Annotated in this window: 21 protein-coding genes and 1 tRNA gene; 11 read left to right on the forward strand and 11 right to left on the reverse strand. The window is 73.2% G+C overall.

What is annotated here, in order from left to right:
- Positions 1-546 precede the first annotated feature (546 nt).
- The 3 genes from nrdR to NH602_RS08425 all read left to right on the forward strand — a co-directional run bounded on the left by nrdR (position 547) and on the right by NH602_RS08425 (position 4,716).
- On the forward strand, positions 547-1,038 hold the full coding sequence (gene nrdR, locus NH602_RS08415; RefSeq protein WP_062396654.1) for a transcriptional regulator NrdR: 492 nt from the start codon (positions 547-549) through the stop codon (positions 1,036-1,038).
- Positions 1,039-1,132: 94 nt separating this feature from the next.
- Positions 1,133-3,994, forward strand: coding sequence for a vitamin B12-dependent ribonucleotide reductase (locus NH602_RS08420; RefSeq protein WP_253067492.1), 2,862 nt, complete (start codon positions 1,133-1,135; stop codon positions 3,992-3,994).
- Between the two features lie 80 nt (positions 3,995-4,074).
- A complete protein-coding gene (locus NH602_RS08425; RefSeq protein ID WP_253067493.1) occupies positions 4,075-4,716 on the forward strand; it encodes a hypothetical protein in 642 nt (213 codons plus the stop codon).
- 14 nt (positions 4,717-4,730) lie between these two features.
- Here NH602_RS08425 and NH602_RS08430 read toward each other — a convergent pair whose 3' ends face one another.
- Positions 4,731-5,738: an alpha/beta fold hydrolase gene (locus tag NH602_RS08430; RefSeq protein ID WP_083474253.1), complete on the reverse strand. Its 1,008-nt coding sequence runs from the start codon at positions 5,736-5,738 to the stop codon at positions 4,731-4,733.
- Positions 5,739-5,815: 77 nt separating this feature from the next.
- Here NH602_RS08430 and NH602_RS08435 point away from each other — a divergent pair, with 77 nt between their 5' ends.
- Positions 5,816-6,286: an NUDIX domain-containing protein gene (locus tag NH602_RS08435; RefSeq protein ID WP_253067494.1), complete on the forward strand. Its 471-nt coding sequence runs from the start codon at positions 5,816-5,818 to the stop codon at positions 6,284-6,286.
- A gap of 4 nt (positions 6,287-6,290) precedes the next feature.
- On the opposite strand, the gene NH602_RS08440 is transcribed toward NH602_RS08435, so the two are convergent.
- From NH602_RS08440 to NH602_RS08450, 3 genes are read right to left on the reverse strand one after another with little or no spacing between them, the layout of a single operon-like run.
- Positions 6,291-6,527 (reverse strand): hypothetical protein, encoded by a 237-nt coding sequence (locus NH602_RS08440; RefSeq protein WP_062396644.1) that lies wholly within the window; start codon positions 6,525-6,527, stop codon positions 6,291-6,293.
- Between the two features lie 47 nt (positions 6,528-6,574).
- Positions 6,575-7,324 carry a methyltransferase domain-containing protein gene (locus NH602_RS08445; protein WP_253067495.1) on the reverse strand — a complete coding sequence of 250 codons (750 nt, stop codon included), beginning with the start codon at positions 7,322-7,324 and terminating at the stop codon, positions 6,575-6,577.
- A gap of 17 nt (positions 7,325-7,341) precedes the next feature.
- On the reverse strand, positions 7,342-7,554 hold the full coding sequence (locus NH602_RS08450; protein WP_020623051.1) for a helix-turn-helix domain-containing protein: 213 nt from the start codon (positions 7,552-7,554) through the stop codon (positions 7,342-7,344).
- A 230-nt stretch (positions 7,555-7,784) separates the two neighbouring features.
- On the opposite strand from NH602_RS08450, the gene NH602_RS08455 reads away from it, so the two are divergent.
- The 3 genes from NH602_RS08455 to NH602_RS08465 all read left to right on the forward strand — a co-directional run bounded on the left by NH602_RS08455 (position 7,785) and on the right by NH602_RS08465 (position 10,168).
- Positions 7,785-8,861 (forward strand): MBL fold metallo-hydrolase, encoded by a 1,077-nt coding sequence (locus tag NH602_RS08455; protein WP_253067496.1) that lies wholly within the window; start codon positions 7,785-7,787, stop codon positions 8,859-8,861.
- Positions 8,862-9,086: 225 nt separating this feature from the next.
- On the forward strand, positions 9,087-9,578 hold the full coding sequence (locus NH602_RS08460) for a DUF3145 domain-containing protein (protein WP_043277342.1): 492 nt from the start codon (positions 9,087-9,089) through the stop codon (positions 9,576-9,578).
- A 44-nt stretch (positions 9,579-9,622) separates the two neighbouring features.
- Positions 9,623-10,168, forward strand: a complete 546-nt coding sequence (locus tag NH602_RS08465; protein WP_253067497.1) for a hypothetical protein — start codon at positions 9,623-9,625, stop codon at positions 10,166-10,168.
- Between the two features lie 41 nt (positions 10,169-10,209).
- Here the strand turns inward: NH602_RS08465 and NH602_RS08470 are convergent, their stop codons facing one another.
- The 5 genes from NH602_RS08470 to NH602_RS08490 form a co-directional block, all read right to left on the reverse strand.
- Positions 10,210-11,457: a beta-ketoacyl synthase gene (locus NH602_RS08470; RefSeq protein ID WP_062396635.1), complete on the reverse strand. Its 1,248-nt coding sequence runs from the start codon at positions 11,455-11,457 to the stop codon at positions 10,210-10,212.
- 55 nt (positions 11,458-11,512) lie between these two features.
- Positions 11,513-11,755: an acyl carrier protein gene (locus NH602_RS08475; protein WP_020623056.1), complete on the reverse strand. Its 243-nt coding sequence runs from the start codon at positions 11,753-11,755 to the stop codon at positions 11,513-11,515.
- A 54-nt stretch (positions 11,756-11,809) separates the two neighbouring features.
- Positions 11,810-12,790, reverse strand: a complete 981-nt coding sequence (locus NH602_RS08480) for a beta-ketoacyl-ACP synthase III (RefSeq protein WP_253067498.1) — start codon at positions 12,788-12,790, stop codon at positions 11,810-11,812.
- A gap of 5 nt (positions 12,791-12,795) precedes the next feature.
- The gene (locus NH602_RS08485; protein ID WP_253067499.1) at positions 12,796-13,719 is read right to left on the reverse strand and encodes an ACP S-malonyltransferase; all 924 of its coding nucleotides are present in this window, start codon (positions 13,717-13,719) and stop codon (positions 12,796-12,798) included.
- Between the two features lie 141 nt (positions 13,720-13,860).
- On the reverse strand, positions 13,861-15,243 hold the full coding sequence (locus tag NH602_RS08490; RefSeq protein ID WP_251786599.1) for a CdaR family transcriptional regulator: 1,383 nt from the start codon (positions 15,241-15,243) through the stop codon (positions 13,861-13,863).
- Positions 15,244-15,252: 9 nt separating this feature from the next.
- Here NH602_RS08490 and NH602_RS08495 point away from each other — a divergent pair, with 9 nt between their 5' ends.
- Positions 15,253-15,999, forward strand: coding sequence for a pirin family protein (locus tag NH602_RS08495; protein ID WP_253067500.1), 747 nt, complete (start codon positions 15,253-15,255; stop codon positions 15,997-15,999).
- A gap of 92 nt (positions 16,000-16,091) precedes the next feature.
- On the opposite strand, the gene NH602_RS08500 is transcribed toward NH602_RS08495, so the two are convergent.
- Both NH602_RS08500 and aceE read right to left on the reverse strand, forming a co-directional pair.
- Positions 16,092-16,295 (reverse strand): cold-shock protein, encoded by a 204-nt coding sequence (locus tag NH602_RS08500; RefSeq protein WP_073577448.1) that lies wholly within the window; start codon positions 16,293-16,295, stop codon positions 16,092-16,094.
- 226 nt (positions 16,296-16,521) lie between these two features.
- Positions 16,522-19,302, reverse strand: a complete 2,781-nt coding sequence (gene aceE, locus NH602_RS08505) for a pyruvate dehydrogenase (acetyl-transferring), homodimeric type (RefSeq protein ID WP_253067501.1) — start codon at positions 19,300-19,302, stop codon at positions 16,522-16,524.
- A 370-nt stretch (positions 19,303-19,672) separates the two neighbouring features.
- Here aceE and NH602_RS08510 point away from each other — a divergent pair, with 370 nt between their 5' ends.
- The 3 genes from NH602_RS08510 (at position 19,673) to NH602_RS08520 (ending at position 20,650) form a co-directional block, all read left to right on the forward strand.
- Entirely contained in the window at positions 19,673-20,104 is a 432-nt protein-coding gene (locus NH602_RS08510) for a DUF3052 domain-containing protein (RefSeq protein WP_073577450.1), read from the forward strand.
- A complete protein-coding gene (locus tag NH602_RS08515; protein ID WP_253067509.1) occupies positions 20,101-20,565 on the forward strand; it encodes a peroxiredoxin in 465 nt (154 codons plus the stop codon). Before NH602_RS08510 ends, NH602_RS08515 begins: the two co-directional genes overlap by 4 nt.
- Before the next feature lie 13 nt (positions 20,566-20,578).
- Positions 20,579-20,650, forward strand: a tRNA-Val gene (locus NH602_RS08520).
- The last annotated feature ends 29 nt before the right edge of the window (positions 20,651-20,679 follow it).

The following is a 20,679-nucleotide window of genomic DNA, read 5'->3' on the forward strand; positions in this document are numbered from 1 at the left end:
GTGCCGTCGGTCGGCGCCGTGCGCTGACGTCGGCCGGCGCCGCGCAGTGCGGCGCCGCACCCCGTGGTTCGCACGGCCGTGCGCTGCGGGGCGGTCCGAGGTGGTGACGGTGCGGAGCGACGGACGCCGCGTCGGCGTCGCATCGGGTGACGGCGTGCGCGGGGTGGCGCGCGGGTGTCGGGACATGGTCGCCGGGATGTCGCCGGAGGAGTCGGCGACGTGCCGCCGGGCGCGTCCGCAGGGCGTGTCCCCGCATCGGGTGGCCGCCGGTCGCGGTCCCTCCGGCGCGACGGACGGCGCCGCCCGCGACGTTCCTCGGTGCCACCAGCGCCGATGCCCCGCTCCATGATCGTCGGCGACGGACCGGTCGCGGAACGTGGTGTGCGAGGCTCGGTTCCCGATCGGGCGAAGCTCGGCGTGGCACCGGGCCCGGGATGGCGTACCCCTAGATGTAGGGGTTACATTGGTGTCGTTCCGCCACTGGTTGGGGGGACGGATCGCTGCGGAGAGTTTCCGGAACGTCACGGAAGAAGGGTGTGAGCGTCCATGCGCTGCCCGTTCTGCCGACACCCGGACTCCCGCGTGATCGACTCCCGGACCGCCGACGACGGGACCTGCACCCGCCGGCGCCGGTCCTGCACCTCGTGCGGACGACGGTTCACCACGGTCGAGGAGGCCGTGCTCGCCGTCGTCAAGCGCAGCGGGGTGACCGAGCCCTTCAGCCGGCAGAAGGTCGTCGGCGGGGTTCGGCGGGCGTGCCAGGGCCGGCCGGTCGACGAGGACGACCTGCAACAGCTCGCCCACCGGGTCGAGGAGACGGTGCGGGCGCGCGGGGCGGCGGAGCTCCCCAGCCACGAGGTCGGGCTGGCGATCCTCGGGCCGCTGCGTGAGCTCGACGAGGTCGCGTACCTGCGGTTCGCGAGTGTCTATCGGTCCTTCTCCTCCATCGAGGACTTCGAGAAGGAGATCGCCGACCTGCGTTCGGCGGCTGCCGGGGAAGCAGCCGACGACGAGGCCGGTCACCACCCGGACGGCTGAGCGGCGCGTCGTCGTCGCCGGTCGTACCGGGAAGAGAGCCGTCCGCGCACCCCAGCGTGCGGGCGGAGAAGCGTCGGATGTGCGGAGGCAGTTCATGACCGAGACCGTCGGGGGCCCGACGACAGACACCGGTGAGAGCGCGGCGGCCAAGCCGTCGCGTGGCCGCGGGAAGACCGGCGCCAAGCGCGCGCCCGGCCTGACCGTGCAGCGTGTCTTCACCACCGAAGGGGTCCACCCCTACGAGGAGGTGGAGTGGGAGCGCCGCGACGTCGTCATGACGAACTGGCGCGACGGCACCGTCAACTTCGAGCAGCGCGGCGTCGAGTTCCCGCGCAGCTGGTCGGTCAACGCCACCAACATCGTCACCAGCAAGTACTTCCGCGGCGCGGTGGGCTCGGACACCCGCGAGTCCAGCCTCAAGCAGCTCGTCGAGCGGGTCGTCGGCACCTACAAGCGGGCCGGTCTCGAGCACGGCTACTTCGCCACCGACGGCGACGCCGAGATCTTCGACCACGAGCTGACCTGGATGCTGATCCACCAGGTGTTCAGCTTCAACTCGCCGGTGTGGTTCAACGTCGGGACCGCCAGCCCGCAGCAGGTCAGCGCCTGCTTCATCCTCTCGGTCGACGACACGATGGAGTCGATCCTGAACTGGTACCGCGAGGAGGGCCTGATCTTCAAGGGCGGCTCCGGTGCCGGCCTGAACCTCTCGCGCATCCGCTCGTCGAAGGAGCTGCTGTCCTCCGGCGGCACCGCCTCGGGCCCGGTCTCGTTCATGCGCGGTGCCGACGCCTCCGCGGGCACCATCAAGTCCGGCGGCGCCACGCGGCGCGCGGCGAAGATGGTCGTCCTCGACGTCGACCACCCCGACATCGAGGAGTTCGTCGAGACCAAGGCCAAGGAGGAGGCCAAGGTCCGCGTCCTGCGCGACGCCGGCTTCGACATGGACCTGGGCGGCTCCGACATCACCTCGGTGCAGTACCAGAACGCCAACAACTCCGTCCGCGTCACCGACGAGTTCATGCGCGCCGTCGAGGGGGGCACCGACTTCGGTCTGCGTGCCCGCATGACCGGTGAGGTCATCGAGCGCGTCGACGCCCGCACGCTGTTCCGCGGCATCGCCGAGGCGGCCTGGAACTGCGCCGACCCCGGCATCCAGTACGACGGCACGATCAACGACTGGCACACCACCCCGGAGTCCGGCCGCATCAGCGCGTCGAACCCGTGCTCGGAGTACATGCACCTGGACAACTCCAGCTGCAACCTGGCGTCGCTGAACCTGCTGAAGTTCCTCGACTCCGACGACCGGTTCGACGCCGAGACCTTCGCCAAGGCCGTCGAGCTGATCATCACCGCGATGGACATCTCGATCTGCTTCGCGGACTTCCCGACCGAGCCGATCGCCGACACCACCCGGAAGTTCCGCCAGCTGGGCATCGGCTACGCCAACCTCGGCGCGCTGCTCATGGCGACCGGCCACGCCTACGACTCCGAGGGCGGCCGCGCGCTCGCCGGGTCCATCACCTCGCTGATGACCGGTGCCGCGTACAAGCGCTCCGCCGAGCTCGCCGGCGTCGTCGGCCCGTACGAGGGCTACGCCCGCAACGCCGAGTCCCACCAGCGCGTCATCCGCAAGCACGCCGCGGAGAACGACCGCATCCGCACCTTCGCCTCCAGCACCCCGGTGCAGAAGCTCGCCACCGAGGTCTGGAAGCAGTGCCAGGACATCGGGCAGGTCAACGGCTGGCGCAACGCGCAGGCGTCGGTGCTGGCCCCGACCGGCACGATCGGCCTGATGATGGACTGCGACACGACCGGCATCGAGCCGGACCTGGCGCTGGTCAAGTTCAAGAAGCTGGTCGGCGGCGGCTCCATGCAGATCGTCAACCAGTCGGTGCGCCGCGCCCTGGACAACCTCGGCTACCAGGCCGAGCAGGCCGAGGCGATCGTCGAGTACGTCGCCGAGCACGGCCACGTGGTCGACGCCCCGGGCATGAAGCCCGAGCACTACGAGGTGTTCGACTGTGCCATGGGCGACCGGACGATCGCCCCGATGGGCCACGTCCGCATGATGGCCGCCGCGCAGCCGTTCCTGTCCGGTGCCATCTCCAAGACGGTCAACATGCCCGAGCGGGCGAGCGTCGAGGACGTCGAGCGGATCTACCTCGAGGGGTGGCGCCTCGGCCTCAAGGCCCTGGCGATCTACCGCGACAACTGCAAGGTCGGCCAGCCGCTGTCCGCCGGCAAGGGCGGCGACAAGAAGGCCGACGCCGAGCCGGAGAAGCACGTCGTCGTCGAGCAGCGGCCGGTCCGCAAGCGGCTGCCGAAGAAGCGGCCCAGCGAGACCGTGTCGTTCACCGTCGGTGGCGCCGAGGGCTACCTCACCGCCGGCAGCTACCCCGACGACGGCCTCGGCGAGATCTTCGTCAAGCTCGGCAAGCAGGGCTCGACCCTGGCCGGCGTGATGGACGCCTTCTCGATGTCGATCTCGGTGGGTCTGCAGTACGGCATCCCGCTGGAGTTCTACGTCTCGAAGTTCTCCAACCTGCGCTTCGAGCCTGCCGGGATGACCGACGACCCGGACGTCCGGATCGCGACCTCGGTGCTGGACTACCTGTTCCGCCGCCTGGCGCTGGACCACCTGCCGTACGAGAAGCGCGCCCAGCTGGGCATCTTCTCCTCCGACGAGCGGTCCGCCCAGGTCGAGAACGACTACGGCACCGGCGAGAAGCTCGACATGGAGGAGTTCCGCTCCTCCGTGCCGACGACCGAGGAGCGCAAGGAGGCCGGTGTCGATCCGGCGCCGGTCGAGGTCGGCAGCTCCACCGAGCTGCTCGAGCTGCGTCTGGGCAAGGCCGCCGACGCACCGCTGTGCATGACCTGCGGGACGAAGATGCGCCCCGCCGGGTCCTGCTACCTCTGCGAGGGCTGCGGCTCCACCAGCGGCTGCAGCTGACCGACACCGCACCACACCGGGGCGGCTCCGAGACCGGAGCCGCCCCGGCGCGTGTGACGGAGGCAGGGATCGGGGACCACGTGACCGAGGACCGCACCGCGGAGGTGGCCGGGCGCCTCGGCGTCGACCCGCGGGTGCTCGCCGTACTCGTCGCCGCCCCGTGGCGCGTCGCGGACGGCCACGACACCGGGCCCGTCCCGGAGCCGGTGGGGGAGCGCGGGACCGTCTACGTCGGCGTCCCGTCCCCGGCGGAGCTGCGCGAGCTCGACCTGCCCGCCGACGGGTTGCGGCACTTCGGGCTGACCCCGGCCGACCTGCGTCGCGGCGGCTGGACCGACGCCGACCTGCGCTCGGCGGGGCTCCTCCCGCCCGGCGCGACGCCGGACCCGGTGGCCTGGTTCGTCGCCGGAGAGCCGCCGCAGCTGATGCTCGGGTTCGCCCCGGCGGGTCCGGTGCTGCTGGCCCGCCCGGAACCACGACGGGACGGCCGTCTCCCGGTGCTGGACCCGGCGGACGCGGTGGAGGTACCCGTCCTGCCCGGCTGCGACGACCCGGACGGCGACGCCGGGCTCGCCGTCCGCCAGGTGCGTGACGGTCTGCTGCGCCGGGCCCGGCGCCGGCTGACCCACTGCGTGATCTGCCTGCGCCCGGTGCACCGCGCCGCGACGACGCACGGCGCCTGCCACGGCTGTGCCGGCACCTGGCTGGGGTTCGTGTTCTGACCGCGGGCCCGGGGTCAGGTCGCCGAGACCGGTCCCGGCCGCGCCCCGGCGACGCCGGCGGGCGGGGGAGCGGGGCAGCGCAGCAGCTGGCGCCACTGCTCCGGGCTCCACCGCGCCGGGTCGGTGGACCCCAGGAACTCCTCCAGCACCCCGACGAACCGGGCCGGGTCGCTGTGGTGCGGGAAGTGCCCGGCGTCGTCGAAGACCTCCAGCCTGCTGCCCGGCATCGCGGCGTGCGCGGTGCGGGCGTGCGCCAGCGGCACGACGGCGTCCCGGGCGCCCCACACGAGCATGGTCGGCATCCCACGGGTCAGGTAGCAGCGATCGAGCATGGTCACCACCTGCCCGCGCCAGTCGACGACGGCGCGCAGCGTCCGGATGAACGCCGTCCGGGACGTCGCGTCGGGCAGCGCGTCGACCAGCCGGAGCAGGTCGGCGGCGTCGCGGCCGAGGTCGGCCCCGACCAGGCGCAGCGCGTCCAGGGCCCACCCGAGCTGCCACCGCAGCGGCGGCAGCTGCGAGGCCGCCAGCACCGCGTGCGCGCCGGGCAGGCTCACCGCGCGCAGCAGCGGCGTGACCTCCGGTCCCGCCCCGCCGGTGCCGACCAGCACGAGACGCTCGGTGCGTTCGGGGTACTGGTAGGCGAACTGCATGGCGACGCCGCCGCCGAGCGAGTGCCCCACCAGCGTCGCGCGGGGCACCCCGAGGACTCCGAGCAGGTCGCGGACCCCGTTGGCGTAGGCGGCGACGGAGTAGTCGGCGCGCGGCTTGTCCGAGTGCCCGTGCCCGAGCAGGTCCGGGGCGATCACCAGATGCCGCCGGGCCAGTGCGGGGAACACCGCCTCCCACGTGGCCGAGCTGTCGCCGATCCCGTGCACGAGCACGACCGCGGGCCCGGAGCCGGCCACCCGGAACGCCCGCCGGTAGCCGTGCACGGTGCGGAACCGCAGCTCCGAGTCCCGCGGCGGCACGACGCCGAGCCGGTCGCCGACCGGTGCCGGGCGCGAGGTGGGGGCCGCCATCCGCCCGACGGTAGGACCGCCGGGTTACCCCGGTGTTGCCGTCGGCGAACGGCGGTACGGCACCTAGGGTCGACGGCGTGAGCGAGCGCTACCGGGTCGTCCCGGCGTCCTACGTCCTGCTGCTGCGCGGCACCGGTGAACGCACCGAGGTACTGCTCCAGCTGCGTGCGGGCACCGGGTTCATGGACGGCCACTGGGCCGCCGCCGCGGCCGGGCACGTCGAGGCGGGAGAGGACGCGGCCGCCGCCGCGGTGCGCGAGGCCCACGAGGAGCTCGGCGTCACCGTCGACCCCGCCGACCTCGTCCCGCTGACCGCGGTGCACCGCACCCGGCGCAACGGGAACCCGGTCGACGAACGCGTCGACTTCTTCTTCACCTGCCGACACTGGGCCGGCGAGCCACGTCGCGCCGAGGACGGGAAGACCGCGGGCCTGGACTGGTTCGCCCTCGCCGACCTGCCCGCCGACACGGTCCCGCACGAACGCGCGGTGCTCGAGGCCCTGCGCGACGGCGGCGTCGCCGCGGTCCGCAGCCACGGCTTCGACTAGCGGACTACTCCGGGTCGACGAGCTGGATCTCGACGGTGACGTCCGGGCTGTCGGTGTCGTCGGGGTCGATCGCCCAGTGCAGCACCCAGTCGACCTCGTAGTCGTCGCGCCGCCGGCCCGGCGGGGCGAAGTTGACCCACTCGCCGGCCCGGGGCAGCGTCTGGAACAGGCGGACGAAGTCGGGCTGCTGCCCGATCCTCACCCGCGCGGTGATCGGTGTCTGCGACGACGGGGAGCCCACGGCCGCGATGCTGCCCGACCGGCGCCCCGCGCGCCACGCCCGCCGGTTCAGGGCCGGACGGCGCCCAGGAACCAGCGGTCCACCGAGAACGGTTCGTCGCCGCAGAACGCGACGCCCGACGCCCACGCGTCGACGTCGGCCCGGGTGAGCCCGCACCGGCCCGGCGCGGCGTCGGCGACCATCTCCCGCAGTGCGGCGCCGTAGCCGGTGGAGGCCGGACCGCGCATCGGCATCCGGCGCGTCCACTCCCCTCCGAACCCGGCGCGCTGCAGCAGCGGGCCCAGCTCGTAGGGCAGCCGCGACCGCGGCACCGTGGTGCACCACGCGTCGCGGATGCGGCGGTGCCGGTCCTGCCCGGGCCCGGGCCAGTGCAGCGAGGTCCAGTCCGTGTCCAGGACCAGCAGCCGACCGCCCGGGCGCAGGACCCGGTACAGCTCGGCGACGGCCGCCGGCAGGTCCTCCAGGAACTCGAGCACCTGCAGGCAGGCCACCGCGTCGTACGGCCCGCCGGGCAGCGAGCCCGGACCGGCCAGCGCGCGCTGCGTGACGACGGCCCGGGTGCCGCACCGGCGTCGCGCCAGCGTCACCATCACCGGGTCCGGGTCGACACCCGTGGCGCCCGGACCGACGGCCCGGGCGACCTCGTCGAGCAGATGTCCCGGCCCGGTCCCGACGACCAGGATCTGCTCACCGGCCCGCGGATCCAGCAGCTCCAGGGTCCGCTCCCGTTCGGTGCGGGCCTCGGCGGTGTCGTAGGTGTCCGCGACCCGCCGCGCGCTCGCGGAGTCGATCGGCATCATTCCGGCTCCGTGTCTCACCCGCCGGTGTAGCGCGCCGACTCGATCAACGCCTCCACCGACTCGGGTGGCACGCGGAACGAGCGCCCGAAGCGCACCGCGGGCAGCTCCCCGGAGTGCACCAGCCGGTACACCGTCATCCGGGAGACCCGCATCCGGTCCGCCACCTCCGCCACGGTGAGGAACGGCGCGTCCTGCCCGGACCGTTGCTCCGGGATCCCTGCCGCCATGCTGCGCCCCTCCTTCGCCGACCCGCCCCCAGGTCGACCTCTGATCACCGAACGCAGGGACGGTAGCGCGGATCGGACCACCCTCCCGGTGCGAACATGTCCCACCCTCGGGTGGACTGTCCGGAAACTGTCGGCTCTCGGTGTCCGTCCGGACACGCGGGGTGATGACGGGACCCCGTGGGGGGAGCCACCGGCCCGGACGCGCGTGCGCGGTCATCTATCGTCGGGAGGTGACCGCCGCTCCCACCGTGACCGATGACGACCCGGACGGCGACTGGACCGCGCCGGGCGTGTTCCGCAGCGCCCCCGGCGTCTACCGGATCCCGTTGCCGCTGCCGCAGGACGGGCTGCGTGCCGTGAACGTCTACGCACTCGCCGACGACACGGGCTGGACCCTGATCGACTCCGGCTGGGCGATCGACGAGGCCCGCGACCTGCTCTGCAAGGCGCTGGCCGCGCTGGGCTCCGGTTTCGGCGACGTCCGTCGCTTCCTCGTCACCCACGCCCACCGGGACCACTACACCCTGGCGGCGGTGCTTCGCCGCGAGTACGGCACCCGTGTGCTGCTCGGCGCGGGGGAGCGGCCCAACCTGGAGGTCATCACCGATCCCGACCGCCCGCAGGGCGAGCCCGACCGGACCCGGCTGCTGCGTGCCGGCGCCGCCGGCCTCGTCGACGAGCTGGGCCGGGCCGGGCCGTGGCCGCGTCCGCTCCCCGAGGAGTGGGAGGCCCCCGACGAGTGGATCGCCGACCGTGCCGCCATCGCCGTCGCCGACCCGGCGGGTACCCGCACGCTGACCGCCGTGGAGACCCCGGGGCACACCCGCGGGCACCTCGTGTTCGCCGACGAGGCCCACGAGCTGCTGTTCGCCGGCGACCACGTGCTGCCCCGGATCACCCCGTCGATCGGCCTGCAGCCGTCGCCGGTGGCGAGCCCGCTCGGGCAGTTCCTCGACTCGCTGCGCCTGGTCCGGTCCCGGCCGGACGCGACCCTGCTGCCCGCGCACGGCCCGGTCGGCGGCAGCGCGCACGCCCGCACCGACGAGCTGCTGGCCCACCACGACGTCCGGCTCGCCCAGTGCCGCGACGCCGTCGCCGCGGGCCACCCGACGGCCGACGCCGTCGCCCGGGTCCTGCGCTGGACCCGGCGGGAACACCGGCTGGAGGACATGGACCTGTTCAACCGGACCCTCGCGGTCCTGGAGACCGGGGCGCACCTCGACGTGCTCGCCGACCTCGGCGAGCTGCGCCGGACCGAGGTTCCCGACGCCGCCACCGGGGTCGCCCTCGCCACCTACACCGCCTGACCCGCGCGCCGGGCCGCGACACGCCGGGCGCCGTTCACCCGCTCGTCGTGTCGGGGTGGCTCCCCGGAGCGGAATCGGGCAGAGTGAGGCCACCGAAGTCCACTCACGCCACGGAGGTCACCACACCCACATCCAGCACATCAGTACCGCGGGTCCGAGCACCGGCCGCGCTGCGCCGAGGACGTAGGGGAAGACGATCCTCGTCGACGACAGCGGAGGTTGGCAGTGAGCACACGCGGAGTGGTGTTCGTCCACTCGTCGCCGACTGCGGTCTGTCCGCACGTCGAGTGGGCGCTCTCGGGCGTTCTCGGAACGCGGGTCTCCCTCGAGTGGTCCGCACAGCCGGTGGCGTCCGGTCAGATGCGGGCCGAGTGCACCTGGAGCGGTCCCGCCGGTAGCGGCGGGGCCCTCGCGGGGGCGCTGAGGGCCTGGTCGATGCTGCGGTTCGAGGTGACCGAGGAACCGAGCCCCGGCGTGGACGGGGAGCGGTTCATGCACGTCCCCGGCCTCGGCATGTGGCACGGGCGCACCAGCGCCAATGGCGACGTCGTGCTGCCCGAGGACCAGCTGCGCACGGTCATGGCCGAGCACGGCGGCGCCGGGCTGTCCCGGCGTCTCGACCAGCTGCTGGGCACGGCCTGGGACGACGAGCTGGAGTCCTTCCGCTTCGCCGGCGACGGCGCGGCGGTGACGCTGCTGACCCACCGGGTCGGCTGAGCCGAGCCGGGCCGGGCAGACTGTCGTCCCATGGGGGGCGAGGAATGAACGGCCGGGCCGCGATCACGGTCGGCGTCCTGCTGGTGGCGCTCGTGGCCGTCGGCGGTGTCGCGTGGACGGTGTCCGGGACGACCCGTTCCGGCGTCGCCCCCGCCTCCGCGCCGCAGACCGTGCCCGACAGCGGCGCGGGCAGCAGCGAGGTGACGATCAGCGCGGGCGCGGCCGAGCATCCGGCCGCCCAGCTGGTGATGCAGCAGGTGCAGCTCTACTTCAACGCCGTCAACGGCCGCGACCACGCCACCTGGACCCGCGTGGTGAACCCCGAGACCGCCGACCGGCAGCCCCGCGAGTCGTGGCTGGAGGGGATCGGCTCCACCACCGACGGCACCATCCGCATCGACCGGATCGACTCCGCGACCGGCGGCGGTGTGCTCGCCCTGGTGCGCTTCATCAGCGTCCAGGACCCGAACGACGGCCCGCCCGGCCTGCATGTCGGCCGGATCTGCTGGCAGGTCGCCTTCCCGATGGCGGGCTCGCCGCCGCGGATGGACGTCGGGAGCCCCGACGGGATCCTGCGCGCCCCCTGCTGAGCGGGCGTGCGGGTCCCCGGCCGGGGACCCGCACGGAGCCGTCAGGCCTTGGTGAACACCAGCGAGGCGTTGTGCCCGCCGAAGCCGAACGAGTTGTTGACGGCGGCGTCCACGGTCATCTTCCGCGGCTCGCCGGCGACGACGTCCAGCTCGACCTTCGGGTCCTTGTCGGTCAGGTTGAGCGTCGCGGGGACGATGTCGTCGCGCACGCTGAGCAGCGCGATGATCCCCTCGACGGCCCCGGCCCCGCCCACGAGGTGCCCGAGCGCCGACTTCGGTGCGGTCAGCACCGGGTGGTCGCCGAACGCCCGCTTCACGGCGGTCGCCTCGCCCACGTCGCCGACCACCGTGGAGGTGGCGTGGCAGTTGACGTGGACGATGTCGGAGGCGGTCAGACCGGCCCCGGCCACCGCCTTCTGCATCGCCCGGATCTGGCCCTCGCCCTCGGGGTCGGGCCCGGTGATGTGGTACGCGTCGGACGTCAGACCGATCCCGGCGAGGCGGCCGTGCACGGTGGCGCCGCGGGCCTTCGCGAACTCCTCGCGCTCGAGCACGAGCACGCCCGAGCCCTCACCGAGGACGAAGCCGTCCCGCCCGGTGTCGAACGGCCGGGAGGCGCGCTCCGGGTCGTCGTTGCGGGTGGAAAGGGTCCGCGACTGCACGAACCCGGCCACGGTGATCGGCACGATGCAGGACTCGGCGCCGCCTGCGAGGACGACATCGACCTCCCCGTCGCGCAGCAGCTTGTAGGCCCAGGCCAGTGCCTCGGCGCCGGTGGCGCACGCCGAGGCGGGGGAGTGCACCCCGCCCTTGGCCTTGTACTCCAGGCTCACCAGCGCGGCCGGCCCGTTGGGCATGAGCATCGGCACGGTCAGCGGCGAGACCTTGCGCAGCCCGTGCTCCTCGAGCAGGTCGTCCTGCGCGAGCAGGGTCGGCGCGCCGCCGATGCCCGCGCCGATGACGACGGCGAGCCGCTCGGCCTCGACCGCGGCCCCGTCCTCGCCGGGGATCGCGCCGAGCCCGGCGTGCGCCCAGGCCTCCTTGGCGGCGACCATCGCGACCTGCTCGCACCGGTCCATCCGGCGGGCCTGCACGCGGGGCAGGACCTCGGTGGGCTCCACGGCGAGCTGGGCCGAGATGGACACCGGCAGGTCGAACCGCTCGGTCCAGTCGGCCCGGGTGGTTCCCACCCCGGACTTCCCGGCGAGCAGCGCCTCCCAGGTGGAGGCGGCGTCCCCGCCGAGCGGGGTGGTGGCCCCGAAACCGGTGACGACCACTCCGTCGGTCATGACGTCTCCTTCTCCCCGGCGGACAGCGCTACCGGTGCGAGCCCGCCGGTACGGATCACTGGTGCTTGGCGATGAAGTCGACGGCGTCGCCGACGGTCTTCAGCTCGGCGAGCTGGTCGTCCGGGATCTTGGCGCCGAACTTGTCCTCGGCCTGCACGGCGATCTCCACCATCGACAGCGAGTCGATGTCCAGGTCGTCCACGAAGGACTTCTCGGGGGTCACCTCGGCGGTGTCGATGCCGGCGACCTCCTCGACGATCTCGGCCAGCCCGGTGAGGATCTCGGCGTTGTCAGCCACGATGGTTCTCCTTGCGCGGTGGATGGGTGCGGGTGCCAGGTCTCCGGTGCCCCGTCAGGGACAGACGACGACCTGTCCGGCGTAGGACAGTCCTGCGCCGAAGCCTACGAGGAGCAGCACGTCGCCGGACCGTACCCGGCCGGCCGTGCGCATGTGGTCCAGCGCCATCGGGATGGACGCGGACGAGGTGTTGCCGGAGTGCACGATGTCGTCGGCGACGACCATGTCCTCCCGGGCGCCGTGGCGGCGCAGCTTCTTCGCGATCGCCTCGACGATGCGCAGGTTCGCCTGGTGCGGGACGAGCACGTCGATGTCGGCGGGGGTGAGCCCGGCCCGCTCGACGGCGTCGAGCGCGACGGGGGAGATCGCCGTCGTCGCCCACCGGAAGACGGCCTGGCCCTCCTGGTGCAGCTTGTTCGTGGTCTCGCCGAGGATCCGGATGGTCGACGCGTGGTCGCCCGCACTGCCCCAGCTGACCGGGCCGACGCCCACCTCGTCCTCGCCGTCCGCCGGTCCGAGCAGGGCGGCGCCCGCGCCGTCGGCGAAGATGATGCAGGTCGAGCGGTCGTCCCAGTCGACCCAGTCCGAGAGCTTCTCGGCGCCGATGACCAGCACGTGCCGGGCCGAACCGGCCCTGATCATGTCCGAGGCGACGGCCGTGGCGTAGCTGAAGCCGGCGCAGGCCGCGTTGAGGTCGAACGCCGCGACGCCGTTCGCGCCCAGGCCGGTCGCCACCTGGGCGGCGGCGTTCGGGATCGGGTTGGGCATCGTGCAGGTCGCAACGATCACGGCGTCGAGCCCGGCCGGGTCGAAGCCGGCGTCGGTCAGCGCCGCTGCCCCGGCCGCCGTCGCCATGGACGTCAGCGAGGTGTCGGCGTCGGCGATCCGGCGCTCGGCGATCCCGACGCGGCTGCGGATCCACGCGTCGTCGGTCTCGACCCGCTTCTCCAGGTCGGCGTTGGTGACCACGTGCTCGGGCTGGAAGCTGCCGAGGCCCAGGAAACGGGCCCCGGCGACGGTCGGGGTCGCTCGCATGGGGCTCACTTCCCGTGCTCGGAGATCAGGTCGACGGCGGCGTCGAGCTGCTCGGGGGTCTTGAGCGCCAGCGTCAGGGTGCCCTTGACGGCGCGCTTGACCAGCCCGGTCAGCGTCGCGCCCGGGGGCAGCTCGAGGGTCGCGCCGGTCCCGCGGTCGGCGAGGGTCTGCATGCAGGCGTCCCAGCGGACCGGCCGGGTGACCTGCGCGACGAGCCGGCGCAGCGCCTCGGCGCCGGTGTCGACGGTCCCGCCGTCGGCGTTGGAAAGCAGCGTGAGCGTCGGGTCCGACACCGGCACCGACGACGCGTGGCTCTCCAGCACGGCACGCGCGGGCTCCATGTGCGCGGTGTGGAACGCCCCGGCGACCGGGAGCTCCTTGACCCGCGCCTTCTCCGGCGGCGACGCGACGAGCTCGGTGATCGCCTCCTTCGCCCCGGCGGCGACGATCTGGCCCGCCCCGTTGCGGTTGGCCGGGTCGAGACCCAGCTCGGCGAGGCGGGCCAGCACGGCTTCCTCCTCGCCGCCGAGCACGGCGGCCATCGAGGTCGGCGCGACGGCGCAGGCGGCGGCCATCTCACGGCCGCGGACCCCGGCGAGGGCGACGGCGGCGTCCTCGGTCAGCACGCCCGCGATCGCGCAGGCGGTGATCTCGCCGATCGAGTGCCCGGCGACGACGGTCCCGGACGGCAGCTCGACCCGCTCGCGCAGGCGGCGCGCGGCCAGCAGGCCCAGGGTGACGATCAACGGCTGGGTGACCGCGGTGTCGGTGATCTCCTCGGCGTCGGCGGTGGTGCCGAGACGCGCCAGGTCGAGCCCGACGGCGTCGGACCAGCCGGCCACGGCCTCCGCCGCGGCCGGGTCCTCCAGCCACGGAGCGAGCATGCCGGGGGTCTGGGCCCCCTGGCCGGGTGCGAGCAGGGCGATCACGGGGACATCACACACCTCTCGGGGGCGGCGCCGGGATACCGGTTACGACGAAGTCGGACCACCGAAGTTGTAGGAAACCTACGAACTGCAGGTGTGACCGGGGCCTCGTTACCGATCCGTAGGGGCCGGTGTTTGTAGGGTTCACGACAACGCCCCGCCCACCGGGACACGGACGCCGTCGACCTCCTGATCATGCTCCCCGGTCGGGTCCAGAGGAGTCAGCGGGGTGTGCGCGGCGACGGCCGGGCCGTCGGACGCGCGGGCGGTGCGGTCGGCGACGAGCGCGGCCCGCAGCACGAACGCCTCCCGCGGGTCGGTGGGGGAGCGCCCGACGAGCTCGCCGATGCGGCGCAGGCGGTAGCGCACCGTGTTGGGGTGCACGTAGAGCGCGCGGGCGCAGCCCTCCAGGCTCGCCCCGCCCTCCAGGTACGCGGCCAGGGTGCGCAGCAGTTCGCCACCGGTGTCGTGGAGCGGAGCGAGGACGTCCTCGGCGAGCCGGCGCCGCGCGGCCGGGTCGCCGTGCAGGGCGCGTTCGGGCAGCAGGTCGGCGGCGTCGACCGGGCGCGGTGCGTCGGGGTGACCCGGGGCGGCGGCCAGCCCGGCCAGTGCCTCGGCGACGGCGGCACCCGCGGTGGCCAGATCGGTGCTGGGCGGGCCGGAGACGACCGGTCCGGCCCCGAAGTGCGCCGCGACCTCGGCGAGCACCCGCGCGGTGACCGCACTCGTCCCCGGGGCCGGCCCGGGCCCGGTCGGCGCCGCACGCGCCGAGGTGGTCTCGGCGAGCCGGTCGGCGACCCGGCGCGCGGGCCGCCCGGTCAGGTGCAGCAGGACCACCAGCCGTCGCCCCTGGACGCCGACGAGCACGTCGTGGCCCAGCCGCGCGGCGACCCGGCGCAGCTCCACGATCAGCTGCGGGGACTCGGGGCCGGAGCCGGGGGCGGAGCCGACCAGGCAGTGCACCGGAGCGGCGGGGTCCCAGCCGAGCGCGGCGGCCCGGGACACGAGCGCACCGTCGGTGTCGCCGCGCAGCACGGCGTCGACGACGAGCGCCTCCAGCCGGGCGTCCCAGGCGCCGCGGGACTCCGCGGCGCCGGCGTACACGGTGGCGGCGGCGAAGGCGATCTCCCGGCCGAAGCGCAGCACGGCCTCGGTGAGCTCGTGGCGCTCGGTGCCGTCGTCGGCGAGCGGGGGCAGGTGCTCCTCGAACACGTCCGCGGCGATACGCACCAGCTCGACGGTCTGGCGCAGGCTGATCCGCCGGGCCAGGTCGCGCGGCGCGATCCGGAACGCCTCGGCGGTGAGCGGGGTGGTGCGGTCGGGCTCGCGCAGCCAGGACACGAAGTTCGCGACGCCGGTCTGGGTCACCAGGGCCACGCCCGCGCGCTGGTCGGCGGGCAGCCCCGCGAACCACGGGCAGCGCCGCTCCATCTCCGCCAGGCAGGCCGCGGCCAGCCGGGACGAGGCGAGCTCGAGGCGGCGCAACGTCGCGTCCGCGACCGGGTGGCGGTGCACGTCGGGCAGCATGACACGACGATGGACGCACCCACAGGACACGTCACGCTGTACCGCGCCGGCTCGCGGGCGCGCACGGAGACCGGCTGGCTCGACTCGCGGCACAGCTTCTCCGCCGGGGCGCACTACGATCCGGCCAACACCCACTTCGGGCTGCTGCTGCTGCACAACGAGGACCGGCTCGTCCCGGGGCGCGGCTACGACGAGCACCCGCACCGCGACACCGAGATCCTCACCTGGGTCCTCGACGGCGAGCTGGAACACCGCGACAGCACCACCGGGCGGACCGCTCGGGTCGGGCCGGGCGGTGTGCAGTACCTGGGAGCGGGATCGGGGGTGCGGCACTCCGAGCACGCGACGCCGGACGGGGGCGTGCGGTTCGTGCAGATGTGGGTGGTGCCCGAGGAACCGGGCGGCGACCCGCGCCACCTCGTGCGTGCGGCGCACGCGGGGGAGCGCGGGGACACGGTCGTCCTGGCCTCGGGCCTGGCACGGCACCGCGAGTCGACCCTGCTGCCGCTGCGTCAGCGCGCGGCGGCCCTGTCGGTGGCACGGCTCGCGCCGGGCGCGGCGACGGAGCTGCCGACCGCCCCGTTCGTGCACGCGTTCGTGGCACGTGGGGGCGCGACGCTGGAGGACGTGCCCGGTGACGAACTCGGTACGGGCGACGCGGCCAGGGTCGTCGATGACGGCGGCCGGCGGATCACCGCCGGACCGGACGGGGCCGAGATCCTGGTGTGGGAGATGCACGCGGCGCTGGGGTGGTGACACCCGGGCACCGCGGAACCGGCCGGGGCGCGCGGGGCCTCGGCCGTGACGGGTTGCTGCCGGTCACCACGACGGACGGGTGACCGGACGGCTCAGAGCGGCGTGACCCCGCTGGCCTGCGGCCCCTTCTGCCCCTGCTCGATGTCGAACGACACGCGCTGCCCCTCGTCGAGGCTCTTGTAGCCGTTCGTCTGGATTGCCGAGTAGTGCACGAACACGTCCGCACCACCACCGTCGGGGGCGAGGAAGCCGTAGCCCTTCTCGCTGTTGAACCACTTGACGGTGCCTTCTGCCATTCCTGCTCCCTGGAGATCATCGGCCCGGAGCACCTCGCCCGGAACCGCGGGCCAGCGACGCACACGGTCGACGCCCTGGTCAGGACGGCGAGTCGCGAGGACGAGTGATCACCGCCACCGCCGTCGCGCGGAGCCTATCGTGATCTGCGCCGCCCTGGGAGGGGCGAAAAATCGGCGACGGCCCGCCGCCCCGTGCGGGGCGGCGGGCCGTCGTGTGCCGGTGGGATCAGGCGGCCCCGCCGTCGCCGATCTGCGGGCCGGCGGCCTGCGGGTCGTCGATCTTGTAGCCGGCCGCGGCCTCGGCCGCGGTCTCGGTCTTCACCAGGCCCTGCTTGGCCAGCACCGAGAGCGCACCGACGACGATCGACTCGGCGTCGACCGCGAAGTGGCGGCGCACGGCCGGACGGGTGTCGGACAGGCCGAACCCGTCGGTGCCCAGCGACAGGAACGGCGCCGGGGACCACTGGCGGATCTGGTCGGGGACCGCACGCATCCAGTCCGAGACCGCCACGACCGGGGCGTCGCCGTGCTCGCCGTCGCCCAGCTTCTGGGTCACGTACGGCACGACCGGCTCGTCACCGGGCTTGAGCAGGTTGGCGTGCTCGGCCTCGACGCCGTCGCGGCGCAGCTCACCCCAGGACGTCACCGACCAGACCTCGGCACGGACGTCCCACTCGTCGGCCAGCATCTTCTGCGCGGTCAGCGCCCACGGCAGCGAGACCCCGGAGGCGAGCAGCCGCACCACGGGGCCGTTGCCCTCGGGCGCGGCGGCGAAGCGGTGCATCCCGCGCAGGATGCCCTCGCGGTCCACGTCCTCCGGCTCGGCCGGCTGGCGGTAGGGCTCGTTGTAGACCGTCAGGTAGTAGATGACGTTCTCGGGCTTCTCACCGACCATCCGGCGCAGCCCGTCCTGGACGATGTGCGCGACCTCGAAGGAGAACGCCGGGTCGTAGGCGACGACGGCCGGGTTGGTCGCCGCCAGCAGCAGCGAGTGCCCGTCGTTGTGCTGCAGCCCCTCACCGGTCAGCGTCGTGCGGCCCGCGGTGGCGCCGACGAGGAAGCCGCGGGCCATCTGGTCCGAGGCGGCCCAGATCGAGTCGCCGGTCCGCTGGAAGCCGAACATCGAGTAGAAGATGTAGACCGGGATCATCGGCTCGTCGTGCGTGGCGTACGAGGTGCCCGCCGCGGTGAACGACCCGACCGAACCGGCCTCGTTGATGCCCTCGTGCAGGATCTGGCCCTGCTCGGACTCCTTGTAGGCGAGCATCAGGTCCGCATCGACCGAGGTGTAGTTCTGGCCGTTCGGGTTGTAGATCTTCTGGCTCGGGAACATCGAGTCCATACCGAAGGTACGGGCCTCGTCCGGGATGATCGGCACGAAGCGCGGGCCGATCTCCTTGTCCTTGATGAGCTCGCGCAGCAGCCGGACGAACGCCATCGTCGTGGCGACCTCCTGCTTGCCGGAGCCCTTCTTGACGAAGTCGTAGACCTTGTCGCCGGGGAGCACCAGCGGCTTGCCGGCGGTCCGGCGCGACGGCAGCGGCCCGCCCAGCTGGCGACGGCGCTCCCGCAGGTACTGGATCGCCTCGTCCTTCTCACCGGGGTGGTAGTACGGCGGCAGGTACGGGTCGGCCTCGAGCTGCTTGTCCGAGATCGGGATGCGCTGCTCGTCGCGGAACTGCTTGAGGTCGTCGAGCGTGAGCTTCTTCATCTGGTGGGTGGCGTTGCGGCCCGCGAAGTGCGTGCCCAGGCCGTAGCCCTTGATGGTCTTGGCCAGGATGACGGTCGGCTGGCCGTGGTGCGCGGTCGCGGCGGCGTAGGCCGCGTGCACCTTGCGGTAGTCGTGCCCGCCGCGCTTGAGCTTCCAGATCTCGGCGTCGCTCATCGGGTCGACGAGCGCCTTGGTCCGCGGGTCCCGGCCGAAGAAGTGGTCGCGGACATAGGCGCCGTCGTTGGCCTTGTAGGTCTGGAAGTCGCCGTCCGGCGTGGTGTTCATGAGGTTGATCAACGCGCCGTCACGGTCGCCGTGCAGCAGCGAGTCCCACTCGCGGCCCCAGATGACCTTGATGACGTTCCAGCCGGCGCCCCGGAAGAACGCCTCCAGCTCCTGGATGATCTTGCCGTTGCCCCGGACCGGACCGTCGAGGCGCTGCAGGTTGCAGTTGACGACGAAGTTCAGGTTGTCCAGGCCCTCGTTGGCCGCGACGTGGATCAGGCCGCGCGACTCGGGCTCGTCCATCTCGCCGTCGCCGAGGAAGGCCCACACCTGCTGCTGCGAGGTGTCCTTGAACCCGCGGTCGCCCAGGTAGCGGTTGAACCGCGCCTGCATGATCGCGTTCATCGGCCCGATGCCCATCGAGACCGTGGGGAACTCCCAGAAGTCCGGCATCAGGCGCGGGTGCGGGTACGACGGCAGGCCGCCGCCCGGGCCGGCGTGGCTGAGCTCCTGGCGGAAGCCGTCGAGCCGGTCCTCCGACAGCCGCCCCTCGAGGAAGGCGCGGGCGTAGATGCCGGGGGAGGCGTGGCCCTGGATGTAGATCTGGTCGCCGCCGCCGGGGTGCTCCTTGCCACGGAAGAAGTGGTTGAAACCGACCTCGTAGAGCGTCGCCGAGGAGGCGTAGGACGAGATGTGCCCACCGACGCCGATGCCCGGGCGCTGCGCGCGGTGCACGGTCATCGCGGCGTTCCAGCGCAGCCAGCGCCGGTAGGTGCGCTCGACGTCCTCGTCGCCGGGGAACCACGGCTCGCGGTCGGTCGGGATGGTGTTGACGTAGTCCGTCGCGGTCAGCGACGGGACGCCCACGTGCTTCTCACGGGCGCGCTGCAGCATCGTCAGCATGAGGTAGCGGGCGCGCTGCTGCCCGGCGTTGTCCAGGACCGCGTCCAGGGAGTCCAGCCACTCGGCCGTCTCCTCGGGGTCGATGTCCGGCAGGTGGGCGGCCAGCCCGTCCCGGATGACGTTGACGCGGCGCTTGTCGTCGCCGGGCGTGCTGCTCTGCGCGGTCAAGGGTTCTCCCTGCCTGATTCCGTCGGTGGCCGGGATCGCCCGGCCCTGTCTTTCCGCCGCCGGCTGTGGGGCGACGTCGCCGGCCGGACTCGACGGTCGTGGCCGTGGCTCGGTCCATCGTGCCTGTTCCGGCGCGGTCCCGAAACTCGTCGTTCACGAAGTCGGGCTCTGGCCGCGAGGATAGGTACTACTCGTACGTAACTGAACGGAGGGCGGGGTGACCTGCGCGTCACCGCGCCGCGCACCACGAGCCGGTTGCATCCGGTCGTGCCCCCGTGATCGGATGCCCCATCCGATTTCGCGCGAAGGGTGGCGCCCGCACGCGGAACCGAAGACGATGGACTGCGTGAGCAGCGTGAAAGGGGAACGAGTGGTGACCGCGGCAGATGCCGGTGCGTCCGACATCGCGGCAAAGCTCGGCATCGAGCCGGGCATGATCGTCCAGGAACTCGGGTACGACTCCGACATCGACGACCAGGTCAGAGAGGCCGTCGAGGACACGACAGGTGAGGAGCTCCTCGACGAGGACGCCCAGGAGGTCATCGACGTCGTCCTCCTGTGGTTCCGCGACGGGGACGGCGACCTGATCGACACCCTGGTCGACGCCCGAACGCCCCTCTCGGACGAGGGCTTCGTGTGGGTCCTGACACCCAAGACCGGCCGTGACGGCCACATCCAGCCCTCCGAGATCGCCGAGGCGGCTCCGACCGCCGGACTGTCGCAGACGTCCAACGCGACGCTCGGGGACGACTGGGTGGGGTCGAAGCTCGTGCCGCCGAAGCAGGGGAAGGGCAAGCGCTGAGCCCAGTAGTCGAGGGTGCGGCCGCCCCGGACTTCGAGCTCCCCGACCAGAACCGACAGCCGGTCTCGCTGGCGTCGGTCCTCGGGTCGGGGCGCTCGGCGCTGCTGGTCTTCTACCCGTTCGCGTTCTCCGGGATCTGCGGCGGGGAGCTGTCGGCGGTCCAGGCGTCGCTCCCGGAGTTCCAGAACGACGCCACCCAGGTGCTGGCGATCTCCTGTGACCCGACGTTCTCGCTCGGTGCCTGGGCCGCGTCCGCGGGGTTCGGGTTCCCGCTGCTGTCGGACTTCTGGCCGCACGGGGCCGTGGCGTCGGCGTACGGGGTGTTCGACACCGCGAAGGGGATGGCGCTGCGGGGGACGTTCCTGGTCCGCCCGGACGGCACCATCTCGTTCGCCGAAGTGAACCAGCCGGGGGAACCGCGGGACCAGGACGGGTGGCGTCGGGCCCTGGGGGCCGTGTGAAGATGTCCGTCCCGGGCGCGTAGCTCAGCGGGAGAGCACTCGGTTTACACCCGAGCGGTCGCAGGTTCGAACCCTGCCGCGCCCACACTTCTGACCAGGGGTTCCGTCCCCGGC

This window comes from Pseudonocardia sp. McavD-2-B (assembly GCF_024124365.1).
GTDB classification, from domain to species: Bacteria; Actinomycetota; Actinomycetes; order Mycobacteriales; family Pseudonocardiaceae; genus Pseudonocardia; species Pseudonocardia alni.

Coding starts and splice junctions, on each gene's coding strand:
- NH602_RS08445 (WP_253067495.1), bottom strand. CDS start 7,324: ATGCCGATCGACTCCGCGAGCGCGCGGCGGGTCGCGGACACCTACGAC.
- nrdR (WP_062396654.1), top strand. CDS start 547: ATGCGCTGCCCGTTCTGCCGACACCCGGACTCCCGCGTGATCGACTCC.
- NH602_RS08465 (WP_253067497.1), top strand. CDS start 9,623: ATGAACGGCCGGGCCGCGATCACGGTCGGCGTCCTGCTGGTGGCGCTC.
- NH602_RS08450 (WP_020623051.1), bottom strand. CDS start 7,554: ATGGCGGCAGGGATCCCGGAGCAACGGTCCGGGCAGGACGCGCCGTTC.
- NH602_RS08495 (WP_253067500.1), top strand. CDS start 15,253: ATGGACGCACCCACAGGACACGTCACGCTGTACCGCGCCGGCTCGCGG.
- NH602_RS08470 (WP_062396635.1), bottom strand. CDS start 11,457: ATGACCGACGGAGTGGTCGTCACCGGTTTCGGGGCCACCACCCCGCTC.
- NH602_RS08430 (WP_083474253.1), bottom strand. CDS start 5,738: ATGGCGGCCCCCACCTCGCGCCCGGCACCGGTCGGCGACCGGCTCGGC.
- NH602_RS08480 (WP_253067498.1), bottom strand. CDS start 12,790: ATGCGAGCGACCCCGACCGTCGCCGGGGCCCGTTTCCTGGGCCTCGGC.
- NH602_RS08490 (WP_251786599.1), bottom strand. CDS start 15,243: ATGCTGCCCGACGTGCACCGCCACCCGGTCGCGGACGCGACGTTGCGC.
- NH602_RS08500 (WP_073577448.1), bottom strand. CDS start 16,295: ATGGCAGAAGGCACCGTCAAGTGGTTCAACAGCGAGAAGGGCTACGGC.
- NH602_RS08420 (WP_253067492.1), top strand. CDS start 1,133: ATGACCGAGACCGTCGGGGGCCCGACGACAGACACCGGTGAGAGCGCG.